General features: G+C 65.3%; 16 protein-coding genes and 1 tRNA gene. 7 read left to right on the forward strand and 10 right to left on the reverse strand.

What is annotated here, in order from left to right; all coding sequences use genetic code 11:
- The first annotated feature begins 15 nt into the window (after positions 1–15).
- Positions 16–612, forward strand: a complete 597-nt coding sequence (locus AC4D6D_RS00705) for a TlpA family protein disulfide reductase (RefSeq protein WP_334181536.1) — start codon at positions 16–18, stop codon at positions 610–612.
- A 63-nt stretch (positions 613–675) separates the two neighbouring features.
- On the opposite strand, the gene AC4D6D_RS00710 is transcribed toward AC4D6D_RS00705, so the two are convergent.
- The 3 genes from AC4D6D_RS00710 to AC4D6D_RS00720 form a co-directional block, all read right to left on the reverse strand.
- The gene (locus AC4D6D_RS00710; RefSeq protein WP_491326091.1) at positions 676–2,034 is read right to left on the reverse strand and encodes an aromatic ring-hydroxylating oxygenase subunit alpha; all 1,359 of its coding nucleotides are present in this window, start codon (positions 2,032–2,034) and stop codon (positions 676–678) included.
- A gap of 181 nt (positions 2,035–2,215) precedes the next feature.
- The gene (locus AC4D6D_RS00715) at positions 2,216–2,629 is read right to left on the reverse strand and encodes an EthD domain-containing protein (RefSeq protein WP_491326092.1); all 414 of its coding nucleotides are present in this window, start codon (positions 2,627–2,629) and stop codon (positions 2,216–2,218) included.
- 2 nt (positions 2,630–2,631) lie between these two features.
- Complete coding sequence (locus AC4D6D_RS00720; protein WP_491326093.1) at positions 2,632–4,242, reverse strand: SMP-30/gluconolactonase/LRE family protein; 1,611 nt, start codon at positions 4,240–4,242, stop codon at positions 2,632–2,634.
- Positions 4,243–4,478: 236 nt separating this feature from the next.
- Here AC4D6D_RS00720 and AC4D6D_RS00725 point away from each other — a divergent pair, with 236 nt between their 5' ends.
- Both AC4D6D_RS00725 and AC4D6D_RS00730 read left to right on the forward strand, forming a co-directional pair.
- Positions 4,479–5,405: an SDR family NAD(P)-dependent oxidoreductase gene (locus AC4D6D_RS00725; RefSeq protein WP_491326094.1), complete on the forward strand. Its 927-nt coding sequence runs from the start codon at positions 4,479–4,481 to the stop codon at positions 5,403–5,405.
- 94 nt (positions 5,406–5,499) lie between these two features.
- Positions 5,500–7,389 (forward strand): flavin-containing monooxygenase, encoded by a 1,890-nt coding sequence (locus tag AC4D6D_RS00730; RefSeq protein WP_491326095.1) that lies wholly within the window; start codon positions 5,500–5,502, stop codon positions 7,387–7,389.
- Positions 7,390–7,449: 60 nt separating this feature from the next.
- Here the strand turns inward: AC4D6D_RS00730 and AC4D6D_RS00735 are convergent, their stop codons facing one another.
- From AC4D6D_RS00735 to AC4D6D_RS00750, 4 genes are all read right to left on the reverse strand, one after another.
- Positions 7,450–8,232, reverse strand: a complete 783-nt coding sequence (locus AC4D6D_RS00735; protein ID WP_491326096.1) for an enoyl-CoA hydratase/isomerase family protein — start codon at positions 8,230–8,232, stop codon at positions 7,450–7,452.
- Position 8,233: 1 nt separating this feature from the next.
- Positions 8,234–9,505 (reverse strand): acetyl-CoA hydrolase/transferase family protein, encoded by a 1,272-nt coding sequence (locus tag AC4D6D_RS00740; protein WP_491326097.1) that lies wholly within the window; start codon positions 9,503–9,505, stop codon positions 8,234–8,236.
- A gap of 1 nt (position 9,506) precedes the next feature.
- A complete protein-coding gene (locus tag AC4D6D_RS00745; RefSeq protein ID WP_491326098.1) occupies positions 9,507–10,397 on the reverse strand; it encodes an HpcH/HpaI aldolase/citrate lyase family protein in 891 nt (296 codons plus the stop codon).
- Between the two features lie 96 nt (positions 10,398–10,493).
- A complete protein-coding gene (locus AC4D6D_RS00750; RefSeq protein ID WP_491326099.1) occupies positions 10,494–11,660 on the reverse strand; it encodes an acyl-CoA dehydrogenase family protein in 1,167 nt (388 codons plus the stop codon).
- Between the two features lie 151 nt (positions 11,661–11,811).
- Between AC4D6D_RS00750 and AC4D6D_RS00755 the strand changes: the two genes are divergently transcribed.
- From AC4D6D_RS00755 to AC4D6D_RS00770, 4 genes are all read left to right on the forward strand, one after another.
- On the forward strand, positions 11,812–13,002 hold the full coding sequence (locus AC4D6D_RS00755; protein WP_491326100.1) for a CaiB/BaiF CoA transferase family protein: 1,191 nt from the start codon (positions 11,812–11,814) through the stop codon (positions 13,000–13,002).
- A gap of 133 nt (positions 13,003–13,135) precedes the next feature.
- A complete protein-coding gene (locus tag AC4D6D_RS00760; RefSeq protein ID WP_491326101.1) occupies positions 13,136–14,911 on the forward strand; it encodes a thiamine pyrophosphate-binding protein in 1,776 nt (591 codons plus the stop codon).
- 94 nt (positions 14,912–15,005) lie between these two features.
- On the forward strand, positions 15,006–16,427 hold the full coding sequence (locus AC4D6D_RS00765; protein WP_491326102.1) for an aldehyde dehydrogenase family protein: 1,422 nt from the start codon (positions 15,006–15,008) through the stop codon (positions 16,425–16,427).
- A gap of 219 nt (positions 16,428–16,646) precedes the next feature.
- Positions 16,647–19,607 (forward strand): TonB-dependent receptor plug domain-containing protein, encoded by a 2,961-nt coding sequence (locus AC4D6D_RS00770; protein ID WP_491326103.1) that lies wholly within the window; start codon positions 16,647–16,649, stop codon positions 19,605–19,607.
- A 71-nt stretch (positions 19,608–19,678) separates the two neighbouring features.
- Here the strand turns inward: AC4D6D_RS00770 and AC4D6D_RS00775 are convergent, their stop codons facing one another.
- The 3 genes from AC4D6D_RS00775 to AC4D6D_RS00785 all read right to left on the reverse strand — a co-directional run bounded on the left by AC4D6D_RS00775 (position 19,679) and on the right by AC4D6D_RS00785 (position 21,198).
- Positions 19,679–19,942 carry a hypothetical protein gene (locus tag AC4D6D_RS00775; RefSeq protein WP_491326104.1) on the reverse strand — a complete coding sequence of 88 codons (264 nt, stop codon included), beginning with the start codon at positions 19,940–19,942 and terminating at the stop codon, positions 19,679–19,681.
- Positions 19,943–20,039: 97 nt separating this feature from the next.
- Positions 20,040–20,113, reverse strand: a tRNA-Gly gene (locus AC4D6D_RS00780).
- Between the two features lie 137 nt (positions 20,114–20,250).
- A complete protein-coding gene (locus tag AC4D6D_RS00785) occupies positions 20,251–21,198 on the reverse strand; it encodes an acetyl-CoA carboxylase carboxyltransferase subunit alpha (protein ID WP_147220657.1) in 948 nt (315 codons plus the stop codon).
- Positions 21,199–21,212: the final 14 nt, after the last annotated feature.

Consider the following 21,212-nt stretch of genomic DNA (forward strand, 5'->3'; position numbering starts at 1 on the left):
TTGGAGCCCGCCGCCTTGCTGTCTTCCAAATCGCTCAAGTCGCTCGTCCTGTATTCCGTCGCGGGGGCCGGCGCCCTCCTGATCGCGGGCTGCGATAGGCAAAGCGGCAAGGACGCGCAACAAAAGGCTTCCGAAAGCGCCGCTCCGGCAACACCGGCCGCCGAAAAGCCGACCGGAAAGGTCGATCGCTCGCACAAGGGCGACCCGATGCCCGACGTCACCCTGGTGGACAACACCGGCGAGAGCCTTGATCTCATGTCGCTGAAGGGCAAGCCGCTGCTCATCAACCTCTGGGCGACCTGGTGCGCCCCCTGCATCGCTGAGATGCCCACGCTGGAGGCGCTGGCCAAGGACCCGAACGGCAAAGTCCAGATCCTGCCGATTTCCGAGGATACCGGCGACACCTACAAGGTCGTCGAGATCCTGCGCCGCCGCAAGCTCGACAATATCCAGCCCTGGGTGGACGAGAACGGCGACCTCGGCTTCCAGTACGGCGGCAACCTGCCGGTCACGGTGCTGTTCGACAGCCAGGGCCGCGAAGTCTGGCGCTATACCGGCGGCAACGACTGGTCCTCGCCCGAAGCCGCCAAGCTGCTGGCGGAAGCGAAGTAAGGCCCTTCCCTCTCCACGGGCAGCTTCGAAAAGTTTCCCGTGGAACAATGCACAGCGTCCGGCTCAGTAGGTTTCCGGTGCGCCCGTGCCCATGAACTTGGAGAGGTTCATGTGCAGCGATGCCACCGACCGCTCCATGTACGGATTGGGCTGCGCGCCCCGGAAACCCAGGTTCTTCATACCCTGCTGGACGGCCGCCATATTGGCGAAGTCCTGCTGGAGCACCGGCGGCCAGTCGGTGGGAGCAGTGTATTCCCACTCCGTCTCGGGCGCCTCGCCCTCGGGCCAGAGTTCGTAGACGGCGGCCTCGAAAATGCACTTGTCCGGATCGGTGCCGTAGGGCCGCGCCTGATAGCAGAGCATGTTGTTGACGGCGTGGCCGATCTGGAAGTTCGGGAAGATCTGCCAGGACGTGCCCGCCTGCGCGGTGTGCTTCGGGTCCACCGTCGGCCAGATCACGCCGCGCATCGCGTCTTCCTTGCGCGCGGTGCCGATCCAGTAGGCCGAAACTTCCGCCGCCGGGGTGCCTTCGGGCAATTCGTCCTTCAAGCGATTGGCAACGCCGACCAGCGTCATCGTCGTGTTGGTATTGGCGTTGGCCCATGTGAAGTTCTGCATGTCCGCCGTGGTCAGGCGCGGGTCTTCACCGGCGCCGAGGCGCAGCTTGCCGGAGTCCTCCTCCTGCCCCTTGGGCGCGTCGTAGCCGATGTTCGAATGGAGGCCCTGGTTGCGCGCCCAGCCGCGAAATTGCCCGAATTCCATGAATTCCGGATGCGTGGTGGCGACGTGGTAGGTCTCGCAAAAGGCCTCCATCGCGACCTTCCAGTTGCATTCGAACACCACCCACCTGCGCCAGCGCGGGCGCATGTTCTGGAGGCCGTAGGGATCGAGCATGCCCGCCGCCGGATGCAGATAGTCGGCCAGCGGCATCGAACCGGGGTCGAGATTGATCCAGATCCACCCGCCCCAGGTATCGACTTTGACCACGCCCAGATCGGCCCGGCCGCCGCAGAGATGCGCCTGCCAGTCTTCCTTGTGCTCAAGGTAGGTATTGGCGCCGTCGAGGCCGAAGGTCCAGCCGTGGTAACCGCAGATGAAGTTGCGGCGCGTGCCTCTGGCATTACGCTTTCCCGGCGGCGTGTCGACCAGCTTGCGGCCGCGATGCGGGCAGACGTTGTGGAAGGCATGGAGTTCGGTTTCGGAAGCGCGGACGACGATCACCGAATCGTCGATGATGTCGAAAGTGATGAAATCGCCGACCTCCGGAATGTCTTCCAGCCGCCCGGCTTGCAGCCAGACTTTGCGCCACAGCCTGTCGCGCTCGGCCCTGGCGTAGTCCGGCGAGATGTAGGCCTCGGTCGGGACACGTACCGGGACGGTCAGGTCCTCGGGAGCCTGCACGATCCTACCCTGCTCACCCATCACTCTTTTTCCATTCTTATACGCGCGGATTTGCGGCCGTTATCCCATTATTCGCACGGAACGCCAATCGCGGGAGCGTAATTGCGGCCGCGCGGCAGGGTGCCGATGGCAAGGCTGCTTGCCGCCATCGTGCCGATCGCCCGATAGAGAAACATCTCGTAGCTGCCCGTCGGGTCATGGATCAGTCACCGTAGGCAAGCTCGACCCGCGTCGTCTCGCCATTTGGCCCCATCGGCGAATCGTACTCGATGCAGGTGCAGACCGGATTGGCGTGGCTGGCGAACAGCTTCTCCTCATCCGCCTTGGTCATCGGCAGGCGCGCGGGATCGCTGATGATCGCCTGCGAGCGTTCGAAATCCTCGCGGCTGTTCCACCAGATTTCCATCACGCAATCGTAGCCGGGATCGTGCACTTCGCCGGTGATCGGGTTCTTCTCCGGCACCAGATAGCGCCGCACATAGCGTACCGCGCCGGGGATCGCCGGCGCCGCCCCCATCTTCCTGGCAAGCTGCGAGTGCTGGTTCTCGTAGTAGTCCATGAACGCGTCCATGGTCATGTCGGCGCGCTTGCGGAAAAAGCACAGTTGCTTGAGCATGATTACGCCCTCCTGAGCGCCAGAACGCTGCCTTCGAGGTCGCCGCAGATCCACACGGTGCCGTCCGGGCCGACATCGAGCCCGGTCATGTTCCCCATCGGCCCGCACATGTGGCCCACGCCGCCCAGCGGCTTGGGATCGGTGCCCTCGGGCGGCCCGACCGGTAGCCCCTGCGCGATCACTTCGCGCGCGCCGCCGGACAGATCCGACTGCACGACCTCGCGGCGCTTCACGTCGAGCACGGTGATCCGGCCGCCCTGGATCGCCAGTCCCTCGGGCCGGACCAGATCCTCGATCACCGCTTCCGCGCGCCCGCCGACCAGCTTGACCACCCGGCCCGCGCCGCTTTCCGCGACATAGACCGTGCCGTCCCCGGCCACCGCCACGCCCTTGGGACGGTCGAGCCCGGAGACCAGTTCCTCCACTTTGCCGCCCGAAACGGAATGGACCTTGCCGGTGCCATATTCGGCGAAGACCACCGCGCCCGATGGGGCAATCGCCACGCCCATGAGTTGGTCGAACCCGCTAGCGAGCAGTTCCATCGAGGGGCCGGCGGGATGGAACTTCGCGACTTCGCCATTGGCGGTCGTCACGATCATCTCGCCCGCGCCCGCCGCGACGACGCCGCGCGAGTATCCGGGGAAGTTCGGGCTGAACAGCATGCCCTCCAGCTTCACCGCCTCCCCCGCGCGCAGCGAGAAGACGAAGCCGCCGTCGGCGATCCACAACACGCCATCCGCGCCCATCGAGACATCGAGCGGCCATTGCAGGCCCTTCTCGATCAGCGGCTTCACCAGCCCGCCCGCAGCCTTGGGCGTGGTGATCTCATGGATCGAGCCGAGAATGTGCGAGATGAACAGCCGGTCGCCAACGAACGTGCAGTTGTCCAGCCCCGCGCCGATATCGGCCAGCACCGTCTTGGCGCCGGTGCGCGGATCGATGCGCAGCACTTGCCCGCTGGCGACCTGGGTGGAGACGATCATACCCTCTGCATCGAACTTCACCGAATCGGGCACGCCGAGATCGCCGCAGACCACTTCGGGCTCGCCGCTGCCGTCCAGATTGACGCGCCAGATCGCATTGGCGCCCATCACCGGCATGTAGAGCTTGCCGTCCGGCCCCACTTCGAAGGCGTTGGGCATCGGCACATTGTCCGCGATCACGCGCGGTGCGCCGCCGTTTCGGTCGAGTTCGAGCACGCGCGCGCCCATTTCGCAGCCCCCCGCGATCAGGCGCCCCTGCGAATAGGTGATCGGGTTGGCGACGGGCAGATCGCCGTAGACGACCGCGCTGGTGCCGTTCGGGCGCAGCACCGAAACGCGGCCTTCGGTGATTTCGGTGGCGTAAAGGTTGCCCTCCTCATCGAAGGCAAGATCGTCCGGAGAGGTGATGCCGCCGCCCATCGGGCTGATCACTTCCACCGCGCCGCTGTCCGGGTCGACCGCGCTGATCTGGCTACCGCCCACTTGGGCGACGTAGATCCGCCCATCCGCCCCGGTGCGCAACCCGTTGGCGCTGTAGAGGCGCGTCGGCGGCGTCATGCGGTGCAGCATCCAGCCTTCGGCCGGGCGGGCGGAGACGACGCCGTGGTTGCGTCCTGCGGGTTCGAGCATCGGTGAAATCGTCCTCTCGGCCAGCAGTTCAGCGCCGGTCTTTTCGCTCCGAGCCTATCCAGCGTGTCCGGCACAGGCAACGCGAGGACCCGGCCGAGAGCCCCTCGGACGTGCACTATCGCCCCGGCGACGTTCGGCGGGCTTTGTTCGATTGCCCCGCCCTCCCCCGTGCGCATATTCGATCGGTAGACGGAAAAGAGACTGCCCGACCGAGCGCGGGCAACCGGAGAGATTTCATGGAAGAGATGCGTTTCGACGGCCGCGTTGCCGTGATCACCGGGGCCGGACGCGGGCTTGGCCGGACCTATGCGCTGCTGCTGGCCGCGCGCGGGGCCAAAGTGGTGGTCAACGATCTGGGCGGCGCGATCCGGGGCGACCTCGATGCGCCGGGCGCGGACGTCAGCGTGGCGCAAAGCGTGGTTGACGAAATCGTGGCAGCTGGCGGCGAGGCCATCGCCAATACCGATTCCGTCGCCACGCCCGAAGGCGGCAAGGCCGTCGTCCAGGCCGCGCTCGACACCTGGGGCCGGATCGACGTGCTGGTCCACAATGCCGGGAACGTCCGCTATGGATCGATCCGCGAGCTTTCCAGCGGCGACCTGCACGCCGTGCTCGACGTCCATCTGCTCGGCGCGTTCCATGTGGTGCAAGCGGCGTTCGGGCCGATGTGCGATGCCGGGTACGGCCGCATCGTGCTGACCAGCTCGGTCGGCGGGCTCTACGGCAATGAGAATTGCGTGAACTACGGCATGTCGAAGTCCGCCATGCTGGGCCTCAGCAACATCGCCGCGTTGGAGGGCGAGGCACACGGCGTGAAGTGCAACGTGATCGTGCCCGGCGCGGTAACGCGCATGGCCGAGGGGCTCGACATCTCGCAGTATCCGCCCATGGAGCCCGAACTGGTGGCCCCCGTGGTCGGCTGGCTGGCCCATGAGGATTGCCCGGTGACCGGCGAGATGATCGCATCGATGGCGGGCCGCGTGGCGCGGATGTTCGTGGCGGAAACCGAGGGCCTCTATCGCCCGCACTGGACCATCGAGGATGTCGCGGCCGAGTCCGACGCCTTCCACGACAAGGCGAAGCTGCACGATTTCGGCCTGCAAGGGCATGTCGATCACATCGGCTACTCGTTCAAGATGGCCACCGCTGGCGCCGACGCTTAATGAACAACATTGTTGACAACTAACGCACCCCTGCATCAGATTCAGCGGTAACGGGCGACCGAAGCAGAGTCGCCGCCAAGAGGATGCCCATTCGATGGAAATGACCTGCCTCAAGTCAGACGTGCCAAGCCCTGAGGAACTCGATATCCCGGCGCTCAAGGCCAAGTATCGTCAGGAGCGTGACAAGCGCATGCGGCGCGAGGGCGGCGAGCAGTACGTGCGGCCGACCGACGACTTTTCCGACAACTACGCCCACGATCCGTTCACCCCGGTCGCCGAGCGCGAGCCGCTGGTGGAGGATATCGACGTTGCTATCCTCGGCGCCGGGTTCTCGGGCATTCTCGCCGGCTATCACTTGCACAAGCAGAGCGTTTCCAACGTCCGCAACATCGATCACGCCGGCGGCTTCGGCGGCGTGTGGTACTGGAACCGCTATCCCGGCGTGCAGTGCGACAACGATGCCTACTGCTATCTCCCGCTGCTGGAAGAAACGGGCTTCATGCCCAGCAAGAAGTTCTCGGACGGCTGGGAAATCCAGCAATACTGCCAGGACATGGCCGAGCGCTTCGACCTTGCCGACAAGGCGCTGTTCCACACGCTGGTCACCGGCATCCGCTGGGATGAGGGGCTGAAGCGCTGGCATGTGACCACCAATCGCGGCGACGACATCCGCGCGCGCTTCGTGGTGATGGCCGGCGGCGTGATGAACATGCCCAAGCTGCCCGGCATCCCCGGCATTCACGACTTCAAGGGCAAGATGTTCCACACCAGCCGGTGGGAGCATGACTATACCGGCGGTTCGTGGACCGCGCCGGAGCTGGAAAAGCTGCGCGACAAGCGCGTCGCCATCGTTGGCACCGGGGCAACCTCGGTCCAGGCGGTGCCTCATCTCGCCAAGTATGCGAAGCACCTCTACGTGCTGCAGCGCACCCCGTCGAACATCGACGAGCGGCCCAATCCGCCGACGAATCCCGAGTGGGCGGCCTCGCTCCAGCCCGGCTGGCAGCAGGAGCGCATGGCGAACTTCCACCGCGCCGCGCAGCAGTTCTTCATCCCCGGCGAGCCCGACCTGATCTGCGACATCTGGACCGAGATCAGCCGCAACCTGGCCATCGAACTGGGCGAGGAAGGCTGGCCCGCGCTCGATCCGCTGGAGTTCATGGACCGCCGCGAAGTGGTGGACTTCCAGGTGATGGAACGCCTGCGCCGCCGCGTGGATTCGATCGTGGAAGACAAGGACACAGCGGAAAAGCTGAAGCCCTACTTCCGCTTCATGTGCAAGCGGCCGCTGTCCAACAACGACTACTACCCCGCGTTCAACCAGCCCAATGTCACGCTGATCGACGTGTCCGGCACGCAAGGCGTGGAGCGGATGACCGAGAAGGGCTTCATCGCCGACGGCCTGGAGCACGAAGTCGACCTGATGATCTTCGCCTCCGGCTTCGAAGTGACCAGCGACCTAAAGCGCCGCTGGGGCATCGACACGGTGGAAGGGCGCGGCGGCAAGTCGATCTACGACCACTGGACCAACGGTGCGAGCACGTTCCACGGCGTGATCACCGACGAGTTCCCGGCGATGTTCTACATGGGCTACATCCAGGGCGCGACGAACTCCTCCACCACCGAGCAGTTCGGGCGCCAGGCCGAGCACATCGGCTTCATGGTCGGTGAAACGCTGCGCCGCGGTGCCAGCACCATCGCCGCCACCAAGCAGGGCGTCGAAGGCTACTGCGCGCACTGCAAGGAAAACGAAGTCGACATGTCCGGCTTCCAGAACGATTGCACCCCCAGCTACTTCAACAACGAAGGCGACAAGGAACTGAAGTGGGCGCTGTTCCGCGGCTATCTGCCCGGCTGGGACGCCTTCCGCGACATGCTGGGCGACTGGCGCAAGACCGAGAAACTCGAAGGCGTGAAGTTCGAGGACGCCTCCACCGCCCACCTGACGAGAGCAACTGCGGAAAGCGTTGTGGAAGAGCGCTGAGGCGTCACGCGGCGGGCCGAACCTCTCCCCGGTGTGTCGGCCGGGAGAGGTATGGTCCGCCTATCGCCCTTTCCACTCCGGCTTGCGTTTCTCGGCAAAGGCGCGCGGGCCTTCCTGTGCGTCAGCACTGTTGTAGGTCAGTTCGTGCGCAGCTCTTGCTGCCTGTAACGCCGCCGAACGGCCCATTTCGGTCGAGAGCATCACCGTCTCGCGCGCGGCCTTTACCGACAGCGGAGCGCCCTCCAGCACTTCCAGCGCCAGTTCGATGGCCGCGTCCAGCACCGCGCCGGACTCGGCAAGGCGATTGACGAGGCCGATCTCGTAAGCGCGTTGGGCAGTGATCGGCTTTCCGGTCAGCATGATCTCCATCATGATCCGCTGCGGAATCATGTGGATCAGCGGCGAGGCCCAGGGGCTGCCGCGCCCGACCTTCACTTCGGTAATCGCGAACTTCGCATTGGTGCTGGCGACGCAGAGGTCGCAGGCCTGCGCGATCATCCAGCCGCCGGCGAAGGCGTGGCCGTTGACGGCGGCGATGGTCGGCTTGGTCAGTTCGATGGTGTCATAAGGCAGCGCGTAGAGATCGCGCGGCGGCACCGCCATGCCGGTTTCGACCATTTCCTTGAGATCGCCACCGGCGCAAAAAGCCTTGTCGCCGCTGCCGGTGAGGATGGCGATGCGGGCGGAGGCATCGGCCTCGAACATCGCCCAGGCCTCTCGCAGACCCTCGCGCACTTCGCGGCTGAGGCAATTGCGCTGTTCCGGGCGGTTGATGGTGATGACCGCGATGCCGTCGTCATGGGCATCGTAGATGACGGCCCGGCTTTCTTGCGAACTCGACACTTCAGAAGCCCCTTTTCTCGATCTCGTGGGCGGTGCGCGACAGGTCTTCGCGGAAGTCGGGATGGGCGATGGCGACCAGCCGCTTCGCGCGTTCGGCCAGCGTCTGGCCCTTGAGCTGCGCCGCGCCGTATTCGGTGACGATCAGGTCCACCTCGGTCCGCGCGGTGGTGACGGGGCCGGAGAGGGCGGGGACGATCTTGCTCAGCGTGCCGCCCTTGGCGGTTGAGGCCAGCACGATCAGCGAGGCACCGCCCGGCACGCGCGATCCGGCGCGGACGAAATCGACCTGGCCGCCGGTGCCGCCGAGATAGGTCGCGCCCGATTGCTCGGCATTGACTTGCCCGGTGAGGTCCACTTCCAGCGCGGAGTTGATCGTCACCAGCCGGGTAAGCTGGCTGATCGGCTTCACGCCGTGGGTATAGCTGCTGGGCGCCATGCGGATCGCCGGATTGTGCGCGGCCCAGTCATAGAGCCGCCGCGTGCCGATCAGCGCGCCGTTGATCGAGACACCCTGGTCGATCTCCTTGCGGGCATTGGTCAGCACGCCGGCTTCGGCAAGGTCGACAAGGCCATCGCCCAGCATGCCCGAATGGACGCCAAGGTCGCGGCGGTCGTGCAGCAGGCGGAGGATCGCGTCCGGCACCGCGCCCACGCCGGTCTGCAGCACCGCGCCGTCGCCGATGAATTCGGCACAGTGGCGGGCAATGGCTTCGTCGGTGGGGCCGATCTTCGCGAGGGCCACTTCCACGGGCGCACGGCTTACGTGGACGGCGACGTCGATGAGGTCGCCGGGGATCGTCTCTCCCGGAACGTAGGGCACTTGCTCGTTGACTTCGGCGATCACGAGGTGAGCCTTGTCCACCGCCGCGCGGACATAATCGGAGATCAGGCCGCAGCTGTGATTGCCCTGCGCATCGGCCGGGCTGACCTGAATCATCGCCACGTCACAGGGCATGATCCCGGCCTCGATCAGGCAGGCGATCTGGCTGACGTGGACGGGGATGACATCCAGCGCATTCGCCTTGGTCATGCTCCGCAGCGCGCCGATCGCGCCCATGCTGGAGAGGCGGAAGGCGCGCGCGCTTTCGGGCGTGAACAGGCCGGAAAAGCTGGTGGCGATGAAGGCGTGGAGGCCGCCGATAGCCTCCCCCTGTTCGATCAGCGCCTCCACCAGCGTGGTCGGCTCGCCGCAGGCCTGGCCGAACACGATGCGGTCGCCCGGTTCCAGGAACCGCGAGAGGTCGAGTTCGGATGCAGCAAGCCGAAGCGTCATCTTACAGCTTCCCTGCCTGTCGCAGCAGCCGTTCCGCACGGGCGAGGTAGGGACGGTCGAGCATGCCGCCCTTCCAGCCGATGGCGCCCACGCCGGGATTGGCGGCGAAGATGTCGACGATTTCCTGCGCTTCGGCAATCTCCACCTCGGTCGGCGTGAATGCCTCGTTGATCACCGGAACCTGCGCCGGGTGGATCGCCATCATCCCGCGATAGCCGTCGCGGCGGACCTTCTCGGCGCGGGCTTTGAGTGCTTCCAGATCCTTGAAGTCGGCGCTGATTGTCTCGATCGCGGTGACGCCGGCGGTCGCGGCGCCCAGCACGGTCAGGCTGCGGGCCAGCTCGTAGGTAAAGGAGTACGATCCGTCCGCATTGCGGTTGGACGATGCGCCGATGGAATCGGCCAGATCTTCCGCGCCCCATGTCAGCGCCACCACGCGCGGCGCGCCCTTGTAGTCGCCGGTATGGAACATCGCTTCGGCCGTTTCGGTGATCAGCACGATCACCGGGGTCGATCCCTGTTCGATGCCGTTCGCCACTTCCAGCGCTTCGAGATAGCGGTCCAGCGTCTCCACATCCTGCCGTCCATAGACCTTGGGCAGCATGATTCCGCCGGGACGCGCAGGCATGATCGCCACGAGGTCGTCCAGCGTATGCGGCCCGTCCAGCGGGTTGATCCGCACCCAGAGACGCCCGCGCTGATCGGGGTTGGCCGCGATGAAGTCATGCACCATCGGACGCGCGGCGGCCTTGGCATCGGGCGCGACGGCGTCTTCCAGATCGATGAGGACGATGTCCGCCTCCCCCTCCATCGCCTTGGTCATCTTCTTTTCGCTGTCGCCCGGCGCGAAGAGCCAGGAGCGGGCGGCGATAGCTTCGTGGATTACGGGCATGTTCTCTCCAGTCGTCCCGAGGCTTGTCCGGGACTGCTTCGAGGTCTTGCTTGGCCGACAGCGATCCCCGGTCAAGCCCAGGATGACGCAAGGGCCTCAATAACTTTTGGGCAGTTCCAAAACCCTCTCGGCGATGAAGTTCATGATCTGGTGCGGGCTGACCGGCGCGATGCGCGGAATCATCACTTCGCGGAAGTAGCGCTCGACGTGGTATTCCTGCGCATAGCCCATGCCGCCCATCGACATGACGGCGGTCTGGCACGCCTCGAACCCGGCCTCTGCGGCCAGATACTTGGCGGCATTGGCCTCGACGCCGCAGTCCAGCCCCTTGTCGAACAGGGTGGCGGCCTTGAACACCATCAGGCTGGCGGCCTCCACCTGCATCCACGCCTTGGCAAGCGGGTGCTGGATCCCCTGATTCTGGCCGATCGGCCGCCCGAACACCACGCGTTCGCGGGCATAGCGGGAGGCGCGCTGGATGGCGACGCGGCCGAGGCCCGTGGCCTCCGCCCCCAGCAGCACGCGTTCGGGGTTGAGGCCTTTGAGCAGGATGCGGAAGCCCTGCCCCTCTTCACCGATCAGATCCTCGTCCGGGATGAACAGGTCGGTGATGAACATCATGTTCGATCCCACCGCGTGGCGGCCCATCTTCGGGATGATCCGCGTCTCGATGCGGTCACGGTCGAGCCTGGTGTAGAAAAGGCTGAGGCCCTCGGTCTTCTTCTTCACCTCTTCCAGCGGGGTGGTGCGGGCGATGATCAGCATCCGGTCGGCCACATGGGCCTGCGTGATCCACACCTTCTCGCCATTGACGCGGTAGCCGCCCGGCACCTTTTCGGCGCGGGTCTTGAGGCTGGTGGTGTCGAGGCCTGTGTTCGGCTCGGTCACGGCGAAGCACATCTTCTCCTCGCCCGAAAGGATCGGCGGGATCATGCGCTGCTGCTGTTCCTCGGTGCCGAACAGCATCACCGGCTCCAGCCCGAAGACGGGCAAGTGGATGGAGGAGGCCGCGCTCATGCCGCCGCCGCTTTCCGCCACCGCCTGCATCATCACCGCCGCCTCAGTAATGCCCAGCCCCGCGCCGCCCACGCTTTCCGGCATGGCGACGCCCAGCCAGCCGGCATCTGCCATCGACTTGTGGAACTCGGTGGGGAATTCGCCGCTGCGATCCTTTTCCAGCCAGTACTCGTCAGAGAACTGCGAACAGTGCTTTAGAACCGCCTCGCGGATGTTCTGCTGGTCGTCGGTAAAGGCGAAATCCATGGCAATCCTCTTGTCTTCCCGCTGATCGAAGTAGCAGCGCGGCCCATCGCTCACAACTATCATCGTGCCGATATGCGTCCATCAAACGCAAATACGAATGTTTTTCGCTCCGGCGGTGCGTTACGCATAGGCCAACGAGAAGGAGAGGCCCTTGACCGCGAGCAAGGAAAACAGATGTGCCGGCGGACCGCTGGCGGGGCTGCGCGTGGTGGACCTCACCAGCGTGGTCTTCGGCCCCTATGCCACGCAGATCATGGCCGACATGGGCGCCGAGGTGATCAAGGTGGAGCCGCCGGAGGGTGACAATACCCGCTGGATCACCAAGGGCCCGGTGCCCGGCATGGGCGGCATCTACGTCAATGTGAATCGCGGCAAGCGCGGGGTCACGCTCGATCTGCGGCAGGATCAGGACCGCGATGTGCTGCGCCGGCTGATCGCCACGGCCGACGTCTTCATCCATTCGATGCGCGGCAGCGCGATCCGCAAGCTGGGCTTCGACTACGAGGCGGTGCGCGCGATCCGGCCGGACGTGGTCTACACCAATTGCTACGGCTATTCGCGCCGCGGGCCGGAGGGCGACAAGCCCGCCTATGACGATACCATCCAGGCCGAATGCGGCATCCCGCATGTGCAGGGCCTGATGAATGGCGAGCCCGGCTACGTCGCCACGATCATGGCGGACAAGGTGGCAGGCCTCCACGCGCTCTACGCGACGATGATGGCGCTCTATCACCGGGAGCGAACGGGTGAGGGGCAGGAAGTCGAAGTCACCATGTTCGAGGCGATGACCTCGTTCATGCTGGTGGAACACGCCAACGGCGCGATGTTCACGCCGCCGACCAGCCCTGCGCACTATCACCGCGCGGTCGAGCCCAACCGGCGGCCCTACAAGACCAGGGACGGCTACGTCGCCGCGCTGGTCTACAACGACAAGCACTGGAACGCCTTCATCGAATCGGTCCAGCCAGAATGGGCGACTGACGAGTTCTCCACGCTGGAAAAGCGCGCGCGCCAGATCGGCCGCGTCTACGGCTTACTGAGCGAGACGTTCCTCACCCGCACGACGCAGGAATGGCTGGATACCTTGCAGGCGCTCCACATTCCCTGCGCGCGCCTGCGCTCCACCGACGATCTGTTCGACAACGAGCATCTGAATGCCATCGGCTTCTTCGAAGAGATCGAGACCGAGCAAGGCCCGGTGCGCTTCCCCGGCGTACCGACGTGGTTTTCCGCCACGCCCGGCAAAGTCCGTGGCCCCGCGCCGATGCTCGGGCAGGACAACAAAAGCGTCCTGTCAGAACTCGAAAGCGTCGCCCCAGCGATAGCAGTCGATTCGAAGTGAACAGTACTGTTGATTTCACCTGACAGCGTCCCGAGGCTTGCGCTAACCACCTGTTCAAGCCGTGTGCTGCCAAAGGCAGGCTCCCTGAGAACTGCCGGCACCGAAAATTGGGATCGAGAAGAAAGGCACCACCATGTACGACGACCAGCCGCAAGCCGAAGCGCCGGCCAAGGCCCAAAAGGGCACCCCGGTCTACAAGCGCATTCTCGATCTGTTCGAGGCCGAGGGCATCAAGACCCTGTTCGGCATTCCGGATCCCAACTTCGTCCATCTCTTCCTTGAGGCCGAGACGCGCGGCTGGACCGTCGTTTCTCCGCACCACGAGGCGTCCGCCGGCCACATGGCGGCGGCCGCCGCCCGCATCACCGGCAAGCCCGCGCTCTGCATCGGCACGCTCGGGCCGGGCATGGCGAACATGATGCCCGCGATCCAGTGCGCCAAGGTCGAGAACGATCCGGTGATCTTCATGGGCGGCCAGCGCGCCCGGATCACCGAGCGCCGCGTGCGCCGCGGCCGCATCCAGTTCGTGCGTCAGGAGCCGATGATCGAGGATTCGGTCAAGTTCTCCAGCTCGATCGAATATGCCGACCAGACCGATGAAATCGTCCGCGAGGCGATCCGCGTCGCCATGTCGGGCACGCCGGGACCGGCCTATATCGAATATCCCGCGCACGTCATTCTCGAAGAACTCGACCTGCCGCCGGTACTGCCGCCGCATCGCTACCGCCTGACCATGCAGGGCGCCGATGGCGACCGCATTGCCGAAGCGGCCGAGATCATCCGCAATGCCAAGAACCCGGTGCTGCTGGTCGGCCACGGCGTCTACACCGCCAAGGCGGGCGCTTCGGTCAAGGAACTGGCCGAACTGATGCAGTGCCCGGTGATCCAGACCTCGGGCGGCACCTCGTTCATCGACGGGATCGAGGATCGCACTTTCCCCTACGGCTTCTCGGAAGCCTCGATCGATGCCGTCGTCGAAAGCGACTGCTGCGTGGCGCTCGCTACCGAACTGGGCGAGCCGAGCCACTATGGCCGCTGGCGCCACTGGGTAGACAACGAAGCGGGCCGCAAGTGGATCTACGTCCAGCAGGACCCGACCGCGATCGGCGTCAACCGCCCGATCGACGTGCCGCTGGTGGGCGATGTCCGCGCCGTGGTGCCGCAGCTGGTCCGCGCACTGAAGGATACCCCGCGCAAGGCGGCGCCGTCGCTGTCCGAATACATCCAGCGCGATGCCGATCAGCTTGTCGAACTGGCAGAGGAAGCCGCGACCAAGCCGGACGGTTCGACCGCGAAGATGCACACCAGCCAGTTCGTCACCGAAGCGACCAGGGCCTTCCCGAAGGACGGCATCCTGATCCGCGACGGCGGCGCCACCGTAATCTTCCAGTGGACCTATTCGCAGGCCAAGCCGCATGACGTGATCTGGAACCAGAACTACGGCCACATCGGCACCGGCCTGCCCTATGCCACCGGCGCCATGCTCGCCGACCAGGCCGAAACCGGCAAGGTCCGTCCGGGCATGCTGCTCACCTCGGACTCCTCGTTCCTGTTCCACGTCGGCGAACTCGAAGTCGCCGTGCGCAAGAACCTGCCGCTGGTGATCGTGGTCGGCGTCGACTTCCAGTGGGGCCTCGAAGTGGGCGTCTACAAGCGCACCTTCGGCAAGGGCACCAAGGAAACCGGCGTGCACTGGTCCGACAAGGTCCGCTTCGACAAGATCGCCGAAGGCTTCGGCGCGGCGGGCGAATATGTCGAGAAGGCGGCGGACATCGGCCCGGCCATCAAGCGCGCTTATGAGCGTGGCGGCTGCACCGTGATCCACGTGCCGATCGACCCGGCCGCGAACTCGGAAGAAATGCCGAACTACTCGGAATTCCGCACCTGGTATGCTGAGGGTACGCAGTAATTCCGGACGCCGGAAAACACATGCATGTCTGAGCGAAACCGCCCCCTCTCAACCCGAGAGCGGGGCGGTTTTGGCTTGGGAACGGGAGAGAACGATGCGCAATTACACCCAGTTCTATATCGACGGTCAGTGGGTCGATCCCATCGCGCCGCGCACCGCACAAGTCGTCAACCCGGCGACCGAGGAAGTTTCCGGCACGATCTCGCTCGGCACGGCCGCCGATGTCGACAAGGCCGTCGCCGCCGCCCGCCGCGCCTTCGCCACGTTCGGTGAGACCAGCGCCAAGGAACGCCTCGACCTGCTCGAAACGATCCTGGCCGAATACCAGAAGCGCGAGACCGAACTGGGCGAGGCGGTCAGCGAGGAAATGGGCGCGCCGATGTCGCTCGCCTGCGGTTTCCACACGCTGCTGGGTAAGGGCCACCTTTCCACCGCGATCGAAGTCTTGAAGGAATTCAAGTTCGAGGAACAGCGCGGCGTCACCCTGATCCGCAAGGAACCGATCGGCGTCTGCGGGCTGATCACGCCGTGGAACTGGCCGATGAACCAGACGTGCGTGAAGATATTCCCGGCGCTCGCCGCCGGGTGCACGATGATCCTGAAGCCGCCACAACTCGCGCCGTACTCGGCCCAGATCCTTGCCGAAATCCTGCACGACGCGGGCGTCCCCGCAGGCGTGTTCAACATGGTACAGGGCAAGGGCAGCGAGATCGGCACCGCGCTTTCCACGCATGAGGATGTGGACATGATCTCCTTCACCGGCTCCGAACCGGTGGGCGTGCAGATCCAGAAGGACGCTGCCGACACCGTGAAGCGCGTCGGCCTCGAACTCGGCGGCAAGTCGGCATGGATCGTGCTCGACGACGCCTCGCTCGCCGCCAATGTCGCGGCCGCCACCGGGGGCATGATGGGCAATTCCGGCCAGACCTGCTCGGCCGGTTCGCGCCTGCTGGTGCCCAGCGCCCGCATGGATGACGCCATCGCCGCCGCCACCGAGGCAGCGAACGGCGTCACCGTGGGCGATCCCAAGGGCAACTTCGCGATGGGCCCGGTCGTCTCGAAGAGCCAGTACGAGATCATCCAGGGTTATATCGAACGGGGCATCGAGGAAGGCGCCAGGCTGATCGCCGGTGGCCCCGGCAAGCCCGAGGGACTCGACAAGGGCTACTACGTCAAGCCCACCGTCTTCGTCGGCACCAACGACATGGTCATCGCGCGTGAGGAAATCTTCGGCCCTGTGCTCGTCATCATCGGCTACGACGATGTGGATCACGGGGTGGCCATCGCCAACGATTCCAACTTCGGCCTTGGCGGCTATGTCTCGGGCGAAGACCTCGACGCCGCCCGCGCCGTCTCGCGCCGGATGCGCACGGGGGCAATCTGGGTCAACGGCGGCTTCGACTTCCACGCGCCGTTCGGCGGCTACAAGCGCTCAGGCAACGGCCGCGAATGGGGCGAGCATGGTTTCGCCGAGTATCTGGAAACGAAGGCAGTGATCGGCTGGAACCCGGCCTGATCGGTGCGGGAAGCCGGGAAATCGCGTCGAAGACATCCCGGCTTCCTGCACGACAGAACTGTTGCAATACTACAACGGAAAGCCGCCATAATTCCGCGAATGCAGCATTACAATTCCCGTTAAGAGCTGCGTAAATCTCTTCGCGTACCGCCGCCGCAAACCCTTCCGGCCAGTCCTCGGCCGGGTCGGATCGATGCGACTGTCTAAGGAACGCGAAAAATGATGACCCGCAAGGACACGGTCCTTCTCGGCGGAGCCTCCCTGTCGGCCCTCGCCCTTCTGTTTCCGCAGCATGGCCTTGCACAGGACGCCTCTGCCGCGGATGCCGTCGCCGGGGAAGCGATCGTCGTTACCGGCTCGCGCATCGCCCAGGCCGCTTCCGACACGCCCAGCCCCGTCACTGTCGTGACCGCAAAGGACATCTCGGATTCCGGCTCGACGAACCTGACCGACTTCCTCAAGACCATTCCCGCCCTCCAGAACTCGGTCGATTCCTACCAGACCAGCGGCAATCGTGCCGGGATCGGCTTCACCGGCCTCAACCTGCTCAACTTGCGCAACCTCGGCACGCAGCGGACGCTGGTGCTGATCGACGGCCGCCGCCAGGTCGCCTCCGTCGCCGGGACCCAGTCGGTGGACATCAACACGATCCCGCTCGCCCTCGTGGAGCGCGTCGAAGTGCTCACCGGCGGCGCCTCGGCGGTCTATGGCGCGGACGGCGTTTCCGGCGTCGTGAACTTCATCCAGAAGCAGGACTTCGAAGGCGTGACCGCCCGCGTCCAGACCGGCATTTCAGGCCATGGCGATGCCGGCCAGCGCCTGATCGCCCTGACCGCCGGACATAACTTCGCAGGCGGCCGCGGCAACATCGCCCTCGCCTGGGAGCACGGCGAGGAAGACCGCCTCAGCGCCCATTCACGGCGCTATCTCGACGGCGAGAACAAGGTCGACTTCTATCACAACCCTGCCGACACCGAAGCCGGACTGGTCAGCAACGACGGCATCCCCGACAACGTGCCCCTGCGGAACATCCGCTATTTCGACACTTCGCGCGCAGGCGCGATCGATGTCAATTTCGACGGCATGCCGGACTTCGTCGGCGCCGACGGCCAGCCCTTCGATCACGGCACCATCATTGCCCCCGGCTACCAGCAGGGCGGTTCGGGCACCCTGGTCTCGGACTACGGCAACGACCTCCTGCCCCGGATCAGGCGCGATGTCGTCAGCGCCTCGGCGCACTTCGACGTCAGCAGCGCGCTGACCCTCTATGCCGAGGGCAAGTATGCGCGCAGCCGCTCGTTCTCGCTGGGCCAGCCGACCTTCGACTATTACCTCTTCATCCCGCAGGACAATCCCTACCTCCCGGCATCGGTTCAGGCCGCCATCAATCCTGCGATCGGCGGCGTGCTCGTCAATCGCGACAATTTCGACTTCGGCCGCCGCGGCGAGGATATCACTCGCGAAACCGTCCGCAGCGTCGTCGGCGCGCGCGGGCAGCTCAGCCCCAACTTGCGCTACGACGTGTCCTACGTCTTCGGCCAGACCAAAGTGAAATCGCGCTACGTCAACAATATGCTGACCGATCGCTACCTCGCCGCGATCGACGCGGTGAGCGACGGTGGGGGCGGCGTGACCTGCCGCGTCAACACCCAGGCCGGATGGACGCCGTTCCAGCCCTACAACCGCAACCGCGCCCCGATCCCGCCGGTGACTTTCGCGGCGGGAGACTGCCAGCCGCTCAACCTCTTCGGCGAGAACAACGCCGCGAACCGGGCCGCGCTGGACTGGATCATGGCCGACACCATCGACCGCACGACGCTGACCCAACATGTCGTCAGCGGTTCCGTGACCGGCGATACGCACGGGCTTCTGGAGCTTCCCGGCGGCCCGATCTCCTTCGCTCTCGGCGGTGAATACCGCAGCGAAAAGAGCCGCTTCGTGGCCGACCCGCTGGTTTCGCAGGGGCTGACCTTCACCAGCGCACTGGGCACTTCGAAGGGCTCGTTCGACGTCTGGGAACTGTTCGGCGAAGTGAACGTGCCGATCCTGGCCGACATGGCTTTCGCGCATCGCCTGTCGGTCAACGGCGCGGTCCGCTATTCCGACTATTCCAGCGTGGGTTCGACCGGCGCCTGGAAGATCGGCGGCGAATGGGCGCCGGTGCGGGACGTGACGTTCCGCAGTTCCTACTCGAAGTCGGTGCGCGCACCGAACATCACCGAACTCTATACCAGCCCCACGCAGACCGCCCAGGCGATCAACGACCCTTGCGGCATCAACAATGTCCAGAACGGCACGCCGTACCGCGCTGCGAATTGCAGCGCCCTGCTCACCGGTCTCGGCGCCGATCCGGCCACCTTCAACGGCATCGTCGGCCAGGGGATCGCGGGTTACGGCGTCGGCAATCCCGATCTGAAGGAAGAGACCGCCAGGACCTGGACGGCCGGTGCCGTGCTCCAGCCCGGCTTTCTCCCGCGCCTGACGCTGTCGGCCGACTGGTACGATATCCGTATTCGCAATGCGATCAGCGCCGTCTCCGCCCAGACCCTCGCCAATCTCTGCGTGGATCAGGCCAGCCTCGACAATCCCTACTGCGGTGCGATCACGCGGCAGAACGGCGGAACCGGCGCCGGTAATATCACCGGCTTCCAGCTCACCCAGTTCAACGTCGCGCAGATCCGCACCTCCGGCCTCGACCTCGCGCTGGCCTATTCGGTGCCGACCGCCGGGGCCGGGACCTTCGGCGCAAGGATCATGGCCAATTATCTCCACCGTCTGACCGCCGTGCCGATCCCCGGCGCCGCCACGGTCAACAACGCCTATGTGGCGGGCGCGCCCAAGTACCAGGTCACCGCCGACCTCACCTGGCAGAGCGGCGCCTTCGGTCTCGACTGGCAGGTCAACTACGCCTCGGCGGTCTATCGCTACGACCGCCAGACGATCGCCGCGAACCCGGACATCGTCGCGCCCGAATATCTCAAGCTCAAGGAACGCTTCTCGCACGACCTCAGCGTGACGTATGACGTGGGCGAGCAGTTCACCCTCTACGGCGGCGTGAACAACCTGTTCGACCAGAAGCCCGATATCGGCAGCCTGAACATCCCGATCAGCGCGGTGGGCCGCTATGTCTTCGTGGGCGCCAGGGTCAAGCTGGCCGACCTGTTCGGCGGCGCCCGCTAAGGCAGCTTCAAGCCGAACGAAAGAAGGGGACCGTGGCAACACGGCCCCTTTTTTCTTGCCCGGATGCCTTGTCAGCCTTCGGCGAGAACGGCAGCGATCATGGAGCGCCAGATATTGGCGGCATCGTCGCGGTACGCCTCGTCACTTTCGCCGTTGCCGACATAACGGACGATCTCCGCGCCCGATTCCATCATGAATTGGTCGGGTTCCCGAACCGCTTCCAGAACCGCATGGACCGCGACAGCAAGCTTCCTGCGCGATTCGTCATCCAGCGCTTCCGGTTTGCTGCCCAAAGAGACCGCCAGAGCCTGCATCCCACGTTCGATCGGTGTCATGCTATTCCCCTATGCCCAGACGGAAACCCGCTCAGGACATACCAAGGGTGCCGCCTTGTCCAGTACAAGTGACGAGCTGTTCGTAAATGTCAGGGAATGGAGCGGGTGAGGGGAATCGAACCCCCGTATTCAGCTTGGGAAGCTGCTGCTCTACCATTGAGCTACACCCGCAGATCGGCGGTCCGGGATAACCCGGGGCGATCGATGGTCCCGCGCTCTGGCACAGCAGGCGGAGGCGGTCAATGGGGACAGGCGCACTTGCGCCGTAAAGGAAAAAGGCGCCGACCGAAGCCGACGCCCTTCTCAAATCACGCGCGGCCGATGGCCAGGAAGCGTTCCTCGCGGCGAGCGAGCAGCTCCTGAGGCGGTACGGCTTCGAGCACGTCGAGTTCCTGCTCGATCGCGCCGAACAGGGCCTGCGCCGCGCCTTGCGCATCGCGGTGGGCACCGCCGACCGGCTCGGCCACGACTCGCTCGACGACGTTGAGCGCCAGCAGGTCCTGCGCCGTCACCTTCATGGCTTCGGCGGCGTCGGGCGCCTTGTCCGGGGTGCGCCAGAGGATCGACGACGCGCCCTCGGGCGAGATCACCGAGTAGATCGAGTGTTCGAGCATCAGCACGCGGTCGGCCGCGGCCAGCGCCACGGCGCCGCCCGAGCCGCCCTCGCCGACGATCGCCGAAACGATCGGCACCGGCACGGCAAGGCAGGCCTCGATCGAACGGGCGATCGCTTCGGCCTGGCCGCGTTCCTCGGCTTCGACGCCAGGGAAGGCGCCCGCGGTGTCTACCAGCGTGACGACCGGCAGGCCGAACTTGCCCGCCATCTCCATCAGGCGGATCGCCTTGCGGTAGCCTTCGGGCTTGGCCATGCCGAAGTTGTGCTTGATGCGCGTGGCGGTGTCGTGGCCCTTCTCGTGGCCCATCACCATGACCTTGCGGCCGTTCAGGCGCGCGAAGCCGCCGATGATCGCCGCATCCTCGCCATAGAGGCGGTCGCCGCCGAGCGGGATGAAGTCGGTGAAGCCCATCCGCACGTAGTCCACGAAGTGCGGACGCTGCGGATGGCGCGCCACCTGCGTCTTCTGCCAGGGCGTCAGCTTGGCATATGTCGCCGCCAGCATCCCCGCGCTCTTCTTCTCCAGGCGCGCGATCTCGCCCGCGATGTCGAGGTCGCTGTCGCTGGCGGTCGTGCGCAGCTCCGCGATGCGGGCTTCGAGCGCCGCGATGGGCTTTTCGAATTCAAGAAACGAGATCATGCTCTTTCCGTTTA

The sequence above is a fragment of the Novosphingobium sp. BF6 genome, from assembly GCF_058273105.1.

Bases quoted from the DNA above. Each gene is read 5' to 3' on its own strand.
- AC4D6D_RS00710 (WP_491326091.1), bottom strand. From the start codon at position 2,034: ATGGGTGAGCAGGGTAGGATCGTGCAGGCTCCCGAGGACCTGACCGTC.
- AC4D6D_RS00715 (WP_491326092.1), bottom strand. From the start codon at position 2,629: ATGCTCAAGCAACTGTGCTTTTTCCGCAAGCGCGCCGACATGACCATG.
- AC4D6D_RS00720 (WP_491326093.1), bottom strand. From the start codon at position 4,242: ATGCTCGAACCCGCAGGACGCAACCACGGCGTCGTCTCCGCCCGCCCG.
- AC4D6D_RS00725 (WP_491326094.1), top strand. From the start codon at position 4,479: ATGGAAGAGATGCGTTTCGACGGCCGCGTTGCCGTGATCACCGGGGCC.
- AC4D6D_RS00730 (WP_491326095.1), top strand. From the start codon at position 5,500: ATGGAAATGACCTGCCTCAAGTCAGACGTGCCAAGCCCTGAGGAACTC.
- AC4D6D_RS00740 (WP_491326097.1), bottom strand. From the start codon at position 9,505: ATGACGCTTCGGCTTGCTGCATCCGAACTCGACCTCTCGCGGTTCCTG.
- AC4D6D_RS00745 (WP_491326098.1), bottom strand. From the start codon at position 10,397: ATGCCCGTAATCCACGAAGCTATCGCCGCCCGCTCCTGGCTCTTCGCG.
- AC4D6D_RS00750 (WP_491326099.1), bottom strand. From the start codon at position 11,660: ATGGATTTCGCCTTTACCGACGACCAGCAGAACATCCGCGAGGCGGTT.
- AC4D6D_RS00760 (WP_491326101.1), top strand. From the start codon at position 13,136: ATGTACGACGACCAGCCGCAAGCCGAAGCGCCGGCCAAGGCCCAAAAG.
- AC4D6D_RS00765 (WP_491326102.1), top strand. From the start codon at position 15,006: ATGCGCAATTACACCCAGTTCTATATCGACGGTCAGTGGGTCGATCCC.
- AC4D6D_RS00770 (WP_491326103.1), top strand. From the start codon at position 16,647: ATGATGACCCGCAAGGACACGGTCCTTCTCGGCGGAGCCTCCCTGTCG.
- AC4D6D_RS00775 (WP_491326104.1), bottom strand. From the start codon at position 19,942: ATGACACCGATCGAACGTGGGATGCAGGCTCTGGCGGTCTCTTTGGGC.
- AC4D6D_RS00785 (WP_147220657.1), bottom strand. From the start codon at position 21,198: ATGATCTCGTTTCTTGAATTCGAAAAGCCCATCGCGGCGCTCGAAGCC.